Source organism: Pollutimonas rozaliensis (genome assembly GCF_048751585.1).
Classification (GTDB): Bacteria; Pseudomonadota; Gammaproteobacteria; order Burkholderiales; family Burkholderiaceae_B.
The window spans coordinates 43,999-58,508 of record NZ_JAZHOB010000012.1 but is presented as its reverse complement, the minus strand read 5'-3'; the positions used below and the strand labels follow the sequence as shown (position 1 = coordinate 58,508).

Genomic DNA, 14,510 nt, shown 5'->3' with positions numbered 1-14,510 from the left:
ATGCCGAACGCGTGAACTCAGCGAGCATGGCACGGTGATTATGCCTCGAGAACTATGCCAGAACCACTTTGCGCCGTTCCCCAAAGTCTTTTCGCCATTGCTTCAATTCCTCCAAATCGGCTCGTAATTCTGCCTCTTCCGGTATTGGCACAGGGACCTCATCAGACTGACTGTGTTCATAGTAGGAATACTTCGTCATGAGGCGATCGATCAAATCGCAATCTCCCGTCTCGATAATAGGCAGCGCGGCCAGCTTATTGTCCGTCGTCACGCTTCGTCTATGTCGTTTCACTATGGCATAAATGAGGTCATCTTCTACTGTGCGCTCAAGCAACTTTCGGAAATCGCTGCATATACCTTGCGCCCTATCTCGATACTCGTCGCCTCCACCTTCTTTGCCGGCACGCGCTGCCACGTTCAGCCGTTCGATCAGCAGATTGTTCGCAGCCGTGGTATTAGCGTTCCAAGTTGCCTGATGCACGGGCTGTCCAGCCTTGCCAGCATAGGTCTCAATGCATGTCTGGAAGAAGTTCTTTCCCTTGACGGGTTCGCCGATCTTCTTCGCGATGTCCTCCATCGCACCATAAAGGGACAGGCGGTGCGTGAAGACGATGACTTGTCGAGTCTTCGCCAACTCTCCCAGGCGCTTTGCCACTGCCCATTCGTAGTCATGATCCAGCGAAGAAATCGGGTCATCGAACACAAATGGAGCAGGAAACGGCTTTTCACACACATCTGCCAAGAATGCCGCCAGCGCAATGATGCGACGCTCACCCTCGCTTAGAACTAGCTCGAGCGGCTGTTTTCCCTTGGCCGACTTCAACTGAAGGCGGTGCTTTGCACTACCTTTCTCCATCTTGGACTTCACGAGTTCTACCTGAATGCGGCCTGCACCGAGCTTCTTAAGCTCTGCGTTGAATCTGGCAACGTACGCCTGGGTGATGGCCTGCTCCGCCACGACGCCAGCCTGCGTGGTCACCGGGCGCGAATGTGCCAACGCTTTGAGTTTTTCAAGAGCTTGCACGCGCTTTAAACGAGCTACTTCATTGCGCACCGCTTCTGCTTGTTGGCAGACCCAATGCTTGCCTTCCAACGCAGTTTTCTGCCGCTTCGCCAAGTCTCGATCGAAGTCTTTTGCGTCTTTGTCCAACTGCAACGCTTCTGCCTCAAGAGCCTTTGCAAAGATTGTGAGCTTCGTGCACGCATCTTCGCTATCTTGTGCCGGCTGCACGGCCTCAGTTAGCTCGTGTGTTATTAATGCCTGGCGCGCTACCGCTATGGCCTTCCAGTAAGCTTCTAAGTATGCTGCCCACCCTGGGTCGGTAAGACCGGCGGTCTGGAGTTGCGCACAGTAGACTTCTGCTGGAACAGGTTCTGGCAACGCCTTCAGGGCGTCGTGGTACGACTTTTGTGCCCGTGCGGCCGTCGCTTCAACTTCACCTTGGACAAAAGTTTCAAACTCTTGAAGGCGGTGTGCTGCCTCTTCATCCAAGGGTTGGTGGCAGAGCACACACCGTGCTTCTTCCGTAACGGGGAAGTCCCGATTAGGATATGACAATTGGGAGTAGGCGCGCGCAGCAGCCCACATCGCGCGCCATGAGTCTTCACCAACCCCGTCCAGTTTGGCAGAATTAACCTGGGCGGCATCGATAGCAGCTTTCCTGGCGATATTTGCAGTCTGCCGCAGGCCTCGAATTGCCACTAGCGCGTCCGTGCTGTAGGCCGCCGCAGCTTGGAGTATCTTCTCGACGATGCGACGGGTTGCGAGCTCGGCGTTTCGCTTAGTCTGGGCCAAACCTGCAGGATCTGTGGCATTTAACCTTTCCCCCAGACTGTGCAGTTGCGCAGCATCTTCATCCGACCAACGTACAAGGGCGTCCAGGGCTTTGGCGTCGATCGTAGCCTTTAGGCTGTTGTAGCTCTGTACTGCCTCCGAAGCAACGTGCTCTGCCGGCGATACGGGCAGGGCCGAAATGTCTCGATCCTGATCCTCCTCCAGAAGCCGCTTCACATCATCACACGCCGCAGCTAGCGCGACGAACATCGCGACAAGCGGTGGCGTATAAGACGCACTACTTTCACTGCGAAGGTAGAACCCGGCTTCTTCACTGTCGAAGACATCCAGTGCAATCAGCGCATCGATTGGTGCTCCGCCAGCATGCCATTCCGACGACTTCACCGCTCCTTGGCTGGCGTACTCGATCTGGCACTTTTGTTCTGCTGGCGCCGCTTCGAAAACATTCGCGTATAGCAACTGCGCTCGGGGCTTGCCGGACGCTTTCTTAAGCAGCCGGGTATAGCCGGACTTTCCTGACCCGTTATTTCCGTAGACGACGGTTAAATTGCCGTCACCAAACACCAGCGGATGCGCGGGAGAAAGGTTCTCAATACCAATCACCTGACTGACGCTGCGTAGACGCACATCTGACCCAGCGGCGACACCGTTGAGTAACTCATGAAATGGGCGCGTCTTCGTAACTGCTCGGCCCGCGTCTGTTTTGATAAGTGCGTATAAATCGGCAAGATCGTCGCGACCTAACTGCCCTTTCTTTAACAGTCGGTCCGCAGCCTCCTGTATCCAGTCGGCTTGTCGGTGCAACCACGCACGTATGTCATCATGAATAGCACCCATCGTAATTCCTCAAGAGATAACTACGGTAAAAAGTGCCTTACTGTAACAGAGACAAACAATTTGCTAGATTGGCTTAGGCGCACCACTCGTATCACTGAGCACTTTTAGGGCCATGGGACAGAGGGGTCGACTGATGACAGGACAAGAAGCGTCGGGTCTCGAAGGTTCGGTAATATTTTTTTATGGTGGCCAGGTGTGGTGAACGGTCTCGCTGAGTTCCGGAACTGAGCGAGTAATCAGCTATCCAGCGCGTGTTTCTTTTGATTGGTCATCCAGTTGTGGGACGCATTGGTGCTGTGAACTGGTCCTGGTCGCTGTCCCAGGTATGCTTGACGATACAGTGCGCAGTAAGTAGCTACGACTGCGACATGGTCTACGTTGGCTCGGGTGGCCAACAAGCCTCCCGCGCGGCAATACCGGGCATTCACCTTCCTGTCCAAGTGTTCGATCGGTCAAGGTCCCCTAATGGCCGATAGCAGTAGGTGCGAATTCAACGCTAACGCATCTGGCTGTACATGTATGCGTACCACTTTGCTCGTATGCATCAGCTTTCTTCATGCTGAGAATATGGCGGGTCCGCTACGCCAGGCCTTGCTCCCGATGTGCTAATCATTCCACAGTCCCAACGGCCAAAGATCCCCAGGTAGGCAATCACTGCATCAGATCGAAATAGGAATGCCGCCCGCTTAGCGTTGCCGGTCATCTCTGTGGCAATGGTCAGTACCCGAAGCAGGTCTTATTTTTCTATGCGAGAAGGGGGCAGACAGTATGCCGCATTGTTAAGCCACGTAGGTAGTCCAGTATGTTCGACTAACGCATCTGCACCCGATTTACATCTTGTCTGGGAACTACGATGCGACCACGGACGCCTTCCTTTCGCGATACGTTGCGCCGCTTGATCTGGCCTGTCGCCGTCATGGTGCTGATACTTCTCGTGTTTTGGCGTCCTGCCGTTCCCATTGCCTCGATGGAGCAGAGCGCCCAACTGTCTGCAGACGATGGGGCGGCGATGTCTGAAGCATCTGGACCGCCTTGGCATTATGGTTCCACCTTGGCTCGCTATACCTTGATCTTATATGCCGATCTGGAATGCCCCTACTGCAGGACTTACGTCCCGCCGTTGATGGCCTGGATCGATCTGCATCCTGACATCCGCCTGCAGTGGCAACATCTGCCGCTATCTATGCATGAGCCTGCGGCTTCTGAACTGGCTGCGCTGGCCGAGTGTGCTGGCGAGGCCGGCGGCCCCCAGGCCTATTGGCGGACGATATCCTGGATTTATCAACACACGCAGGGCGAAGGACTGGGGTTGCCAGATGGCATCTACCCGCCTGATCACGACGCCTTACGTGCTTGCTTGGCGAGCGAGCGCCCGTTAGCAATTGTGAGGGCGCAAGCCGATGGCGCAGCCGACCACGGTATAGCGGCCACGCCGACGCTGCAGTTGCGCGACGAGCGTACCGGCCAATCCTTGTGGCTACAGGGACCGATTCCAGGTGACTCGCTGCTGTCAGCGATGGACCTGCTTGTGACCGATGATCCGGTCTCCGAACTCGCAGAAACGACTGAATTGTCCGCCGTCCCAGACGGTAACAAGCCCAGGTAGCCGGCACTCTTAAAGGCTACGGCGTGGCGTAGACCGCGTTGATTGCACACCCCGTTCCGCACCGCATCCCCTGCGCGGATACCCACCTGATACGAAGGTGGTGGATGCTGATTGTTCGCTCATTGTTCTTTATCGTCCCTGGAGGGTTTGCCCTCTTGGGTACGCGTCCTCCGATCTTATCTATTGGAGGTTTGTTATGTTCCCCACCCCTAATGTCGCCGATTCCGGCGCGCAATTAAGCATTGATCTTACCGATCAGCAGGACGATCGGATCATCCAGCAAGCCATTGCACTCTTGGAACATCGCGTGTTCAAGGCGGGGCCGACACTCGATGGCCCGAAAGCGGTTCGGGATTATCTGCGCTTGAAGTTGATGGCCGAGCCCAACGAGGTCTTCGTTGTGGTGTTCCTCAACAGCCAGCACCAAGTGTTGGCGTGTGAATGTCTGTTCAAAGGCACGGTCACCACGGCGTCGGTCTATCCGCGAGTTGTTGTGCAGCGCGCTTTGGAATTGAACGCCTCTGCGCTGATTTTTTCGCACCAGCACCCGTCGGGCACGACCGAGCCCAGTACGGCAGATCGCGCACTCACTAATCAATTGAAATTCATCTTGGGGATGGTCGATATCCGGGTCGTGGATCATTTCATCATCGGTAAAGGTGAACCGTTTTCCTTTGCTGAGTCCGGCTTGCTGTCGTAGTCCCCCCGGCCGCGCCTACGCTAGCGTGGCACTTTTCTCGTTTCAGTGTTCAACCCCTGTGCGGGCTCTCCAGGCCCGCATGGGTCGGCATAGAGCTCGCACGCCTTCTCAAATATGGGAGTACATCATGCAGCTCAAAACTCATCACTTCGAGGGTGTTGCTTTCATCGCCACCCCGTATCGATCTGGCACCTACCTGCGCAAGGATGTGTTCTGGCGTCAGTTCACCATCACTTGCCAGGGCAATGTGGAATATCCAGAAGACGATCCCGTCTATGGCAGTTGGTGAACGCCGCAAACCCACGTCCTGGGCAGGTGCGGCTTGATTGAGGATGCCATGTCGCTGGCCAACACTCGAGTATTGCACCACGACTTTGATCTCACCGATGCTAGCAACGCATTGAGCTTCGCACCCGAGTTGATCATCGTCCGGGACAGGGGGCAACGCTTGGTGCTCGCCGGACAGGTTCGGGGAGATACCGTGAGATGGTGTATTCCGGTCGCTTCTGATGACGAAACCGAGCAGATCGTCAACGAGGTCGCAGAACTGCGTAGCGAAGCATCGTACGAAGCAGGTTGGGATAATTTCTCCACCGCGCAAGGCCTGCGCTTTCGCGCCCGTGTCCTGGAGGGTCGGCTGGTGGACCGCTTCTGGCGCCACTACACGCATAAGGTCGTGCTGGAGGCAACTTTATAATCCTAGTGGGAGCCTCGCGCTCCCTTCTTTTCGCGTAGTCGGTGGCTTAACGTCACGAGGAACGCTTCAAACCGGACACCCCTCATTTCCGATTGTTTGTCGCTGTTTTGCACACGATGCGTTGCACTACCAGGGTCATGAACTACGGGTGCCGCTCCATGCTTCGTTCTCTATCTCGTGCCCCGGCGATGTGCCTGCCGCTGGCAATAGCCTTGACTGCAGCGCTGTTCGCCTGCACCGCTACCGCAGCGGATGTCTGGATCATTACCGACCGTCAATACCCCGTCCAGGGTACGCCAGACCGGCTGATCGAGTTGGATGCGCCCATGCGCATTGAAGCCGAACTGTCGGCCGATCTTCCGAGCGATAGTCGCCAAGCCGCTGAACTGGTCCAGCACCGTTTGAAGGAAGGAGGCTCCTTGTTGCAGCAACGGCTGGCTGAGGCCTACCAAGGTGTAGCCGACGCCTGGAGCCTGGGTATTACGACCATTCCGGCCATCGTGGTCGACCAGCGCTATGTGATCTACGGCGATACCAATCTCGATCAGGCGCTGACCCGAGTCGAGCAATACCGCAAGGAGCAGCCATGAGCTTACCCCACCTGCGATTCGGAGTCGCCGTGGCGCTCTTGTTTGCCGCGACATCCAGCTTCGCGCTCAACACCGCCACCATTGTGGCTTCCGCTTTGTCGCCATCCTGTCTGGAGTACCGCGTAGTCGGCATCTGCTACTGGCTGTCCTGTGGAGTGGGCGGTTGCCGGATACGCACCTCCATCAAGGTGCGCCACTACGTCCCGGATGCGGTGGTGTCGAGCTATTCAAACACCGGCGCGAACCCCTGGGTGGAAGTACGGCCCATGAGTCTGCCCAATCCCACCGCGCAGGCGGGGGGCGACGGCACGACCAACGAAGGCCATGAGAATAATCTCGCCAAATTCAAGAATAGCGACGTGATCGGTCATCCCGGCGGCGACGTGTTCAACGAGTTCGTCGCGGGTTCTGGATACTTTTGCCAGGGAGCAGGTACAGCCTTCGTGCCGTACCTGCTCAGCACCTTGGATACGTTGGCCTGGCGCTACAACATGCCGGAGGCCGTGTACCCCGAGGCATTGATACCCGGCCAGCGCGAGGTGGGTTCGCGCAGTGGCATGAATCTGTGGGGCAATGTGTACCCGCGCGGTGGCTTTCTGCACCAGACCGATGACTACAAGGCGGGCGCCGTGGTGGCCCAGCGTGCGGGCGACGTCGTGACCCGTCGCGGGCAACCCCATGTGTATCAGCCACTGTTGGCCAATTCTCGGGCGGGTTACTGGCCAGCGGGAGCGCTCATAGAGAGCGATAGCTCAACGGGCAAATGGCAGGAGCTCACACCACGTCTGTCCAACACCTGCACGGTGTTTCCCCATAACGAATCGATGACGCAGGCCCAGCAAGGCGACTACGCCTGGGCGCTGTGGCGTCCGTATAGCTGCTGCCAGCGCCGGGGCCAGACATTCCTGGGCAGTGTGGATTTCAACTGAGCATTCGAGGGCACAACCATGAACCGTCCTGATATGACAAAACCCGCGAGCCTGATCCCGCGCTCATGCCGCCCAGCGGTGCTGGCCTGCGCACTGGCTCTGGCCTGCGGTTTGGCCTCGGCCCAAAGCGGTGGATTCCAGAATAGTGGCAGCGTCATCGGTGATGAGGTCATGTATTCGATTGGTGGCGGGAACGCCGTCTCGATGAGTGGTGCAGCCGGTATGCGCTCCATCGGTGTGGGCGCCGGTTGGAACAGCAACCTGATTTGTGGCGACATGAATATCAGCACGACGATCCAGAACCAACTGAACGGGATCACGAACGGCTTTCAGAACATCATGAGCAGCGTTATACAGAGTGCGACCAGTGCGGTGGCATCGCTTCCCGCGCTGATCATCCAGCGGGCTGATCCAGGGCTGTATAACCTGCTGACCAATGGTGTGCTGCAGGCCCGGTTGGACTTTGACCGGTCCAAGCTCCAGTGCCGCGCCATGGCAGAAAAAATGGCCGACATGGCCGGTGGGCAGATGGGCTGGAACCAGCTTGCCCAGGGTATGGCGCTGCGCGAGGCGGTGGCCAGTAGCGATGCGGTCTCGGCGATCGAACAGGCCGAAACCAGCCGGGGTAACGACGGCGTGCCGTGGGTCGGCGGTGGTAATGCCGGCGGCGCGGGCCAATCTCCGATCAAGGTGGTGGGCGATGTGACTCGCGCCGGGTACAACCTGGTCAATGGCCGTAGCGTGTCTGACACGTCGGCCATCGCCCAATCCAGTTGCGGCAGTCTTTCCTGCCAAACCTGGTCGTCGCCCGATGCGGCGGTGGCCTGGGCGACGCGAGTCTTGGGTGAACAAGAACAACGCACCTGCGAAGCCTGCACCAAGACCCAGACCGTACCGGGCGTGGGCTTGACGCCGCTGATCCAGGAGGAATACGACGCCAAGCTCCAAGCGTTGCAAGAACTGATTACGGGCGCTCGCAACACGACGTTTGAGAACCTGCACGAAGCTGGCAGTGCATCGCTGCCGATCACTCGCGGCGTTGTCGAAGCCCTACGCGACGAACCCGACCAGGACATTCTGGCCCGCCGTTTGGCGTCCGAAGTCGCGCTGGCCTCCGTACTGGAAAAAGCGCTGCTGTTGCAACGCACGTTGTTGACCGGCAAGAAGGAACCCAACGTCGCGGCCAACCAAATGGCGGTGGATGCGGTGAACCAGGAAAGCGACACGCTGGATCGGGAAATCCAGAACCTCAAGACCGAACTGGAACTGCGTCGTGAACTGGCGAATAACTCGCCCATGGCGATTATCCAACGGCATAGCACACGGGCGGCGGGCTCACGCGGTGTCTACCAGGGCGACCCAGTGCCCGACCGTCTGCAGCAATTGCAGCGGTCCGCACCGGGCGGCACACCATGAACGCCGCGTGGCTACGTAAGTGGTTCAACCGGCGCGCTGCTAGAGCGCTGCTGTGGACAGTATTGCTGCTGGTCGTGGCGGTGGCAGCTAATGTCGCGGGCATCTACTTCCTGGGAAGCATTGCTAGCTGGGAGCAGTGGCTGGCAGAGGCCTCTGGCTTTTTCCTGCTGTGGCGCCTGTGCCTCTACGCGGCGACCGCCTACGGGTGGCGGTGGATGCGCCGACGGCTGCTCGCCAGGCAATCCGATGCGGCAACCCGACGCCGATTGCTACGCACGGAGATCGCTGGCGTCCTGGCGCTGGTCACACTGGAGTGCAGTCTGCTGATGCAGAGCACGTAGCGGGAGCGCTGAACCATGACGCTGTTCACGACCGATTACCTGGAGTATTACCTGACGCTGGTGGGCTGGATCGTGCACAACGGCATCTGGTCGGTACTGGTGGCCAGTGGCGTGTTTGCCATCCCCTTTATTGCCATCATCCTGCAGGAGTGGCTCAAAGCCCGTGGCGAAGGCGCCGACGAAGGCAATAAGGGTCTGCTGTCGGCCGCACGTATCGAAACCCGCGTGTGGGTGGCGGTTGTTGTGGTACTTTTCGCTGGCATCCCGTTCATCGACGTGGACCTGAGCCGGGTGCGCTTTGACGATGCCCGTTCCCGCCAATGCGGGGTGAGCGTACCGCAGCCTTCCGATACCGGCTGGAGCCAATCCTTCACCACCCTGAACGACCAAAGCGCCAAGGTGCCTGTGTGGTGGGGGTTTATGCACGCGCTTTCTCGCGGCCTCACCAGCGCATCGGTCGCCGCGATTCCCTGCGGTACCGAGTTGCGTCAACTACGCATGGAGATCGATGCCACACGAATCGATGATCCGGTACTGGCCCAGGAGGTATCGGATTTCTCACATGACTGCTACGGTCCGGCCCGCGCCAAGCTGTTCATGAGCCGTCCAGAACTGGATGACGTGCAGATGCACGATGTCACCTGGATCGGATCGCGGTATTTCGTGGACTCGGCGGGCTATTACGACACCTACCGCTCACGCACCCCGCGCGACGCCTGGCCTTATGACAGCATCCGCGATGCGGGTCTCGCCCAGGTACCCAGTGGCGGTGGCTATCCGACCTGCCGGCAGTGGTGGAGCGACGGGAGCAGCGGGCTGCGGGCGCGCCTGCTGTCCCAGGTTGATTCCGGCCTGCTCAACCGCGTCGCTGGTTGGGCCGGGTTTCTCACCCGTGCCGAGGTCGATGATTCGGTGATCCGCGCGGTCGCTGCGCCGCGCCAGCAAAAACTGAATCAGGGCGCGGTCTATACCGACTACGGCGGCCAGATCGACAAGACGCTGCCCAATGTCGTGACCCGCGCCGCCAGCGACCTTGGCATCACGATCGGCTCGATCGGCTTTTTCCCCGCCATGGATGTGGTGCGCCAGGCGCTGCCCATGGTGTTGTCGTTCCTGAAGATGGCGCTGGTGATCTGCATCCCGCTGGTGCTTATCATCAGTACCTACGAGCTCAAGGCCGTAGTGACGGTCAGCGTGGTGCAGTTTGCCTTGTTCTTTGTGGACTTTTGGTTCCAGCTGGCACGCTGGATCGACAGCACGATCCTAGATGCGCTCTATGGCAGCGGGTGGGGATGGAATCGGCCAGTCACCAATTTTGATCCGCTGATGGGGCTAAATAACAGCTTTGGCGATATGTTGCTGAACTTCGTGATGGCGACGATGTTTCTGGTGCTGCCCGCGTTCTGGATCACTGCGCTAACGTGGGCGGGAGTTAGGGCTGGAAACGCGCTTCAAGGCTTGGCCGATGGTACGCGCGGAGCGGGAGAGGCTGGTCGTGGGGGTTCAAGCGTGCTGATGAGCGCAGCCAGGAAAAGCTAAGGAAGCACCAGTTCAATCGTCTTCAAAGCGTGGGTCTGGATCATCGTTGAACGAAGCGGGGTGATAAAAAATGCTTTTCCGATGATCCCTTTCTTCTGCATTACGCCCTAAGAAGTCATCTTCATCCTGCTCGTTTGAATGCCCCGCAACCCAGGCTGCGGCTACTGCGAACCCCAGCAGCAGCGCCAGCCAGAACGCGGTATAAAGTAGCCCTACCACCACGGCCAACGTGACGATCCACAGCAACGTGCTGACAATAGGAGCAGGTAGACCTTGAGCCACCAGCCAGCCCGACACTTCACGTTCACTGCGCAGATAACCACGCCGTCCGCGAGCAAGCCAGCGGCCAACGCGTTCTGCTTTACTAATGCGGGTTGTCTGGTTCATGATCATCACCTATCCAGGAGACAGAGTTTCGAAAGCGGGTTCGGCTAACTTAGCAGCGCGATATTCAGGCCTTGAACACGCTGAAACATGACGTCGCCCGTCAAGAACACGTGATTCTGGCCCAGTTGCAGGCAGCTGGCCGCCTGCAATGCATCTGGTGTACGCAGCCCATGGCGTACGCGGATCGCCGCCGCTAACTCGACGACCTCCCGGTTCATCTCCACCCACACGAGATCAGGGCGAGCGAAGAACGCATCGAATAGCGCCAATGTGCCCATGTCGTTGGCTTTCATCGGGCCTACGCGACACTCAAGCCAAGAGAGACGGCTGACAGCCGATTCGATTCCTGGGTACGTCTGCGTCGCTTCGGCAAGCTGGTTGCGCACCCGGCTGGCGAAGGGCTCATTGCCTTCGATCAGATAGATGAGGGCACAGGCATCGAAGAATGCAATCACCAGGCGCGCTCTTCCGCCAACGTAGCGTTAATATCATCCTTCTCACGTGTGCCCGCAGATGGCTGCGTCAGCAGCCACTGCAACGCCGTCATCCCTGGGACGACCGATGGTCCCTTGCCTGTGAGGCGCTGGTATTCCGCTTCAGATAACACTACTGCTGCCGACTTATTGCGCTTGATGATATGCACCGGACCTCGCCGCAGGCCTTCTTCAATGGCGGCCATACCTCGGCGCTTAATCTCGGCTACGGTCACGCTATTGTTCATGAAAGCCTCCAAAAAAAGTACTGAAACTGTTTAAATAGTATCAATTTCAGTATCAAACGGCAAGAGGGACGAAGATGTGCACCATTAGCTTATCAATCCGTGGTGTATCTTGAGCGCACCATTGATGCTGCGGGCTGTCATTGTCATCGATTCCTTATTGGCCTGACTAATCAGTAGAAAATGGATTCCTGAGTGTCAAGCTGTCCTCCAGAATCTGACCATGGTTCATATCTTCACTATAGAGCGTCTGGCAACCAGCCGCCGTAGCCGCCGCGACGATGCATGCATCATAAAACGACAGTTTATGACGTTCAGCGATCAATATGGCTTGGTCGTGGATGGTTTCTGTGAGCGGAACAACCTTGCAAAAGCCCCGTACCAGTTCCAGAAACTGCGCAATCTCATCCCAGTTCATCGTCAGCTTGCGGCGGCATACGTGCGTGACCTCATTGAGCACTTGCACACTGATGACCGGTCCAGCCTTCAATAGGCTTTCGGCCTTATCCGCCTTGGTTGAATCCTCCGACAGCAGGTACAGCACCACATTGCTGTCCATAAAATGCTTGAACTTAGTCGCGCGCATTCGCCTCGTCCCGGCTGAAACGGAAATCCGCAGGCAGTTTGCCCCGGAAGGTACGCAGACGCTTCAGCAAGGCTTCAGAACCCGGCTTCTTGCGAACCGCAAACGCGCGCGGGCCGTCCACGACGATCTCAATATCGTCACCTTCTTGCAACTCCAGGGCTTCTACCAGGCTGGCCGGAAGGCGCACGGCCAAGCTGTTACCCCATTTGGCGACTTGCATGCTAATAACTCCTACATTTGATATACATTTCAATTGTATATCTATAGATGCAAATTGCAAGATATGTGCTGACGGGTACAACAGGTTTGGTTGCCAATCCGAGTCTGCCTGTCCCGCATTGATACTGGCGTAGCAAGACCGGATTGCCCTATACCCAAAGGGTTCAAAGGCCAAAGGGCCAGGAAGGGGGAAGGGAATGGAGCCAAGGGGAAAGGCCCTACCTGAAAAGGCAAAAAAGGCTCTCTTGCCTGCCCATTACCAGAGGTTTTACATGCTCTCGCTGTTCCAGCGCAAACGGCTACTGCCAGTTATAGATACGACCGCTATACCCCTGACCGAACCACTCAAAGGGCTGACGCGGCCAGAGTCGGCTGCTTCACTGTTGTCCACGCCTCGACGCCAACGTCTGCTGGAACACATTTGGCAACGCACGTCACTCTCGCGCCAGCAGTTTGCATTGCTGTACCGCGCACCGCTGGAACGTTATGCCGAGCTGGTGCAGCTATTTCCCGCCTCGGAAAGCCATCACCACGCCTATCCGGGCGGCATGCTCGACCATGGGCTGGAAATCGTGGCCTATGCCTTGAAACTGCGCCAGTCTCATCTGTTGCCTGCGGGAACAACACCCGAAGACCAGGCCGCCCAGGCAGAAGCCTGGACTGCGGCGACGGCCTATGCCGCGCTGCTACACGACATCGGCAAGATCGCGGTGGATCAGCATGTGGAGCATGAAGACGGTAGCGCCTGGCATCCCTGGCACGGCCCGCTGACTCGGCCATACCGTTTTCGCTACCGGGAAGGGCGTGAGTATCGACTGCACAGCGCCGCCACCGGACTGCTCTACACACGGGTGCTCGATGGCAGCATTCTGGACTGGCTTAACGGTTTCCCGCTGCTTTGGTCGGCATTGCTCTACGTGCTGGCCGGTCAGTATGAACACGCTGGGGTGCTGGGCGAACTGGTCATTCAGGCTGATCGTGCGTCGGTGGCCCAGGCATTGGGGGGCGATCCCGCACGCGCCATGGCCGCGCCCAAGCACGCACTGCAGCGCAAGCTGCTGGAAGGCCTTCGCTACCTACTAAAGGAAGAGCTGAAGCTGAACCAGCCCCAGGCCTCCGATGGCTGGCTTACCCAGGATGCACTCTGGCTGGTCAGTAAGACGGTTTCGGATAAGCTACGTGCGCATCTGCTCTCGCAGGGCATCGACGGTATCCCAGCGAACAACACTGCCGTTTTTAATGTGTTGCAGGATCATGGCATGTTGCAACCGAACCCGGAAGGCAAGGCCATTTGGAAGGCGACGGTCACGAGCGAGAGCGGCTGGTCGAACACCTTCACCTTCTTGCGCGTGGCACCCGCGTTGATCTGGGAGTCCGGAGAGCGGCCCGATCCATTCGCGGGCACGGTGGCGATCGATACCACGTTGACCAGCGAGGCGGCGGACGCGGCTGTGGCCGAATCGGCACCCGTGGTGGGCCAACCGCCAGCGGATCAGGAAGCTTCACCATCAGCCGGTGATACTGTAATTGTATCGACTTCGGCAGTGTTCCCGGTGCCGCCTCGGGATACGGCTAGTGCGCCGGACGCCATAGACGATCTATTGACGATGATTGGCATGGACGGATCTTCCTCTGCGGTCCACGGCGAGGACTCTTCGTCCAGGGCGACCCCAAATCCAACCGCGCCATCTCCGCTTACTCCAACCACGCAGTTGACGCACGTTGCCAGTTCGCCAGCCCTGGGGGGGCAACCGTCTGGCGAGCATTTCATGGTGTGGCTGAGGGAGGGCATCCAGTTGCGCAAACTCATTATCAACGATGCGAAGGCGTTGGTGCATACAGTGAGCGATACCGTTTACCTGGTTAGCCCCGGCGTGTTCCAGCGTTACGCACAAGAGTATCCGCAGGTCGGTGCGCTAGCTAAACAGGAGAAGCAGCAGGACTGGCAGTGGGTGCAGAAGCGTTTTGAGAAGCTACATCAGCATCGTAAGCAGCCCAACGGACTGAACATTTGGACCTGCGACGTTCTTGGACCACGGAAATCTCGAAGGCTTCACGGCTATTTGTTGGGTGACCCCAGTTTGTTATTCACTGAGTTACCTCCCAGTAATCCCTATCTCAATCTTGTATGATTTAATTTGACCCCTCAA

16 protein-coding genes are annotated in these 14,510 nt (G+C 57.9%); 10 read left to right on the top strand and 6 right to left on the bottom strand.

The annotated features are described in order from the left end of the window. Positions 1-52 precede the first annotated feature (52 nt). The gene (locus tag V0R37_RS20560; protein ID WP_269495629.1) at positions 53-2,632 is read right to left on the bottom strand and encodes an AAA family ATPase; all 2,580 of its coding nucleotides are present in this window, start codon (positions 2,630-2,632) and stop codon (positions 53-55) included. Between the two features lie 916 nt (positions 2,633-3,548). Between V0R37_RS20560 and V0R37_RS20555 the strand changes: the two genes are divergently transcribed. From V0R37_RS20555 to V0R37_RS20515, 9 genes are all read left to right on the top strand, one after another. Beyond that, positions 3,549-4,238, top strand: a complete 690-nt coding sequence (locus V0R37_RS20555) for a DsbA family protein (protein WP_420376328.1) — start codon at positions 3,549-3,551, stop codon at positions 4,236-4,238. 196 nt (positions 4,239-4,434) lie between these two features. Then, on the top strand, positions 4,435-4,938 hold the full coding sequence (gene radC / locus V0R37_RS20550; RefSeq protein WP_269495633.1) for a RadC family protein: 504 nt from the start codon (positions 4,435-4,437) through the stop codon (positions 4,936-4,938). A 127-nt stretch (positions 4,939-5,065) separates the two neighbouring features. Beyond that, positions 5,066-5,227, top strand: coding sequence for a hypothetical protein (locus tag V0R37_RS20545; protein WP_420376327.1), 162 nt, complete (start codon positions 5,066-5,068; stop codon positions 5,225-5,227). Positions 5,228-5,275: 48 nt separating this feature from the next. After that, positions 5,276-5,635, top strand: coding sequence for a hypothetical protein (locus V0R37_RS20540; protein ID WP_420376326.1), 360 nt, complete (start codon positions 5,276-5,278; stop codon positions 5,633-5,635). Positions 5,636-5,793: 158 nt separating this feature from the next. After that, a complete protein-coding gene (locus tag V0R37_RS20535; protein WP_420376325.1) occupies positions 5,794-6,225 on the top strand; it encodes a TIGR03757 family integrating conjugative element protein in 432 nt (143 codons plus the stop codon). Next, the gene (locus V0R37_RS20530) at positions 6,222-7,154 is read left to right on the top strand and encodes a TIGR03756 family integrating conjugative element protein (RefSeq protein WP_269495641.1); all 933 of its coding nucleotides are present in this window, start codon (positions 6,222-6,224) and stop codon (positions 7,152-7,154) included. Before V0R37_RS20535 ends, V0R37_RS20530 begins: the two co-directional genes overlap by 4 nt. A 33-nt stretch (positions 7,155-7,187) precedes the next feature. Next, positions 7,188-8,570 (top strand): integrating conjugative element protein, encoded by a 1,383-nt coding sequence (locus V0R37_RS20525; protein ID WP_442867532.1) that lies wholly within the window; start codon positions 7,188-7,190, stop codon positions 8,568-8,570. Beyond that, positions 8,567-8,911 (top strand): hypothetical protein, encoded by a 345-nt coding sequence (locus V0R37_RS20520; RefSeq protein WP_269495645.1) that lies wholly within the window; start codon positions 8,567-8,569, stop codon positions 8,909-8,911. Before V0R37_RS20525 ends, V0R37_RS20520 begins: the two co-directional genes overlap by 4 nt. Before the next feature lie 15 nt (positions 8,912-8,926). Beyond that, positions 8,927-10,450 (top strand): conjugal transfer protein TraG N-terminal domain-containing protein, encoded by a 1,524-nt coding sequence (locus tag V0R37_RS20515; RefSeq protein ID WP_269495647.1) that lies wholly within the window; start codon positions 8,927-8,929, stop codon positions 10,448-10,450. Between the two features lie 12 nt (positions 10,451-10,462). Here V0R37_RS20515 and V0R37_RS20510 read toward each other — a convergent pair whose 3' ends face one another. The 5 genes from V0R37_RS20510 to V0R37_RS20490 form a co-directional block, all read right to left on the bottom strand. Beyond that, positions 10,463-10,837, bottom strand: coding sequence for a DUF3742 family protein (locus V0R37_RS20510; protein ID WP_269495649.1), 375 nt, complete (start codon positions 10,835-10,837; stop codon positions 10,463-10,465). A 44-nt stretch (positions 10,838-10,881) separates the two neighbouring features. Next, entirely contained in the window at positions 10,882-11,292 is a 411-nt protein-coding gene (locus V0R37_RS20505) for a type II toxin-antitoxin system VapC family toxin (protein WP_269495651.1), read from the bottom strand. Further along, complete coding sequence (locus V0R37_RS20500) at positions 11,289-11,558, bottom strand: type II toxin-antitoxin system Phd/YefM family antitoxin (protein WP_269495653.1); 270 nt, start codon at positions 11,556-11,558, stop codon at positions 11,289-11,291. The genes V0R37_RS20505 and V0R37_RS20500 overlap by 4 nt, the downstream gene beginning before the upstream one ends. Before the next feature lie 166 nt (positions 11,559-11,724). Beyond that, positions 11,725-12,141, bottom strand: a complete 417-nt coding sequence (locus tag V0R37_RS20495) for a PIN domain-containing protein (RefSeq protein ID WP_269495655.1) — start codon at positions 12,139-12,141, stop codon at positions 11,725-11,727. Continuing rightward, entirely contained in the window at positions 12,128-12,361 is a 234-nt protein-coding gene (locus tag V0R37_RS20490; protein WP_238665325.1) for an AbrB/MazE/SpoVT family DNA-binding domain-containing protein, read from the bottom strand. Before V0R37_RS20490 ends, V0R37_RS20495 begins: the two co-directional genes overlap by 14 nt. Before the next feature lie 271 nt (positions 12,362-12,632). Between V0R37_RS20490 and mobH the strand changes: the two genes are divergently transcribed. Then, complete coding sequence (gene mobH, locus V0R37_RS20485) at positions 12,633-14,492, top strand: MobH family relaxase (RefSeq protein WP_420376324.1); 1,860 nt, start codon at positions 12,633-12,635, stop codon at positions 14,490-14,492. The last annotated feature ends 18 nt before the right edge of the window (positions 14,493-14,510 follow it).

What these genes read in the sequence shown, in the direction of transcription:
- V0R37_RS20525 (WP_442867532.1), top strand. Translation starts at nt 7,188, where the DNA reads ATGACAAAACCCGCGAGCCTGATCCCGCGCTCATGCCGCCCAGCGGTG.
- V0R37_RS20515 (WP_269495647.1), top strand. Translation starts at nt 8,927, where the DNA reads ATGACGCTGTTCACGACCGATTACCTGGAGTATTACCTGACGCTGGTG.
- V0R37_RS20500 (WP_269495653.1), bottom strand. Translation starts at nt 11,558, where the DNA reads ATGAACAATAGCGTGACCGTAGCCGAGATTAAGCGCCGAGGTATGGCC.
- V0R37_RS20495 (WP_269495655.1), bottom strand. Translation starts at nt 12,141, where the DNA reads ATGCGCGCGACTAAGTTCAAGCATTTTATGGACAGCAATGTGGTGCTG.
- V0R37_RS20510 (WP_269495649.1), bottom strand. Translation starts at nt 10,837, where the DNA reads ATGAACCAGACAACCCGCATTAGTAAAGCAGAACGCGTTGGCCGCTGG.
- V0R37_RS20540 (WP_420376326.1), top strand. Translation starts at nt 5,276, where the DNA reads ATGTCGCTGGCCAACACTCGAGTATTGCACCACGACTTTGATCTCACC.
- V0R37_RS20545 (WP_420376327.1), top strand. Translation starts at nt 5,066, where the DNA reads ATGCAGCTCAAAACTCATCACTTCGAGGGTGTTGCTTTCATCGCCACC.
- V0R37_RS20530 (WP_269495641.1), top strand. Translation starts at nt 6,222, where the DNA reads ATGAGCTTACCCCACCTGCGATTCGGAGTCGCCGTGGCGCTCTTGTTT.
- radC (WP_269495633.1), top strand. Translation starts at nt 4,435, where the DNA reads ATGTTCCCCACCCCTAATGTCGCCGATTCCGGCGCGCAATTAAGCATT.
- mobH (WP_420376324.1), top strand. Translation starts at nt 12,633, where the DNA reads ATGCTCTCGCTGTTCCAGCGCAAACGGCTACTGCCAGTTATAGATACG.
- V0R37_RS20555 (WP_420376328.1), top strand. Translation starts at nt 3,549, where the DNA reads ATGGTGCTGATACTTCTCGTGTTTTGGCGTCCTGCCGTTCCCATTGCC.
- V0R37_RS20520 (WP_269495645.1), top strand. Translation starts at nt 8,567, where the DNA reads ATGAACGCCGCGTGGCTACGTAAGTGGTTCAACCGGCGCGCTGCTAGA.
- V0R37_RS20560 (WP_269495629.1), bottom strand. Translation starts at nt 2,632, where the DNA reads ATGGGTGCTATTCATGATGACATACGTGCGTGGTTGCACCGACAAGCC.
- V0R37_RS20490 (WP_238665325.1), bottom strand. Translation starts at nt 12,361, where the DNA reads ATGCAAGTCGCCAAATGGGGTAACAGCTTGGCCGTGCGCCTTCCGGCC.
- V0R37_RS20535 (WP_420376325.1), top strand. Translation starts at nt 5,794, where the DNA reads ATGCTTCGTTCTCTATCTCGTGCCCCGGCGATGTGCCTGCCGCTGGCA.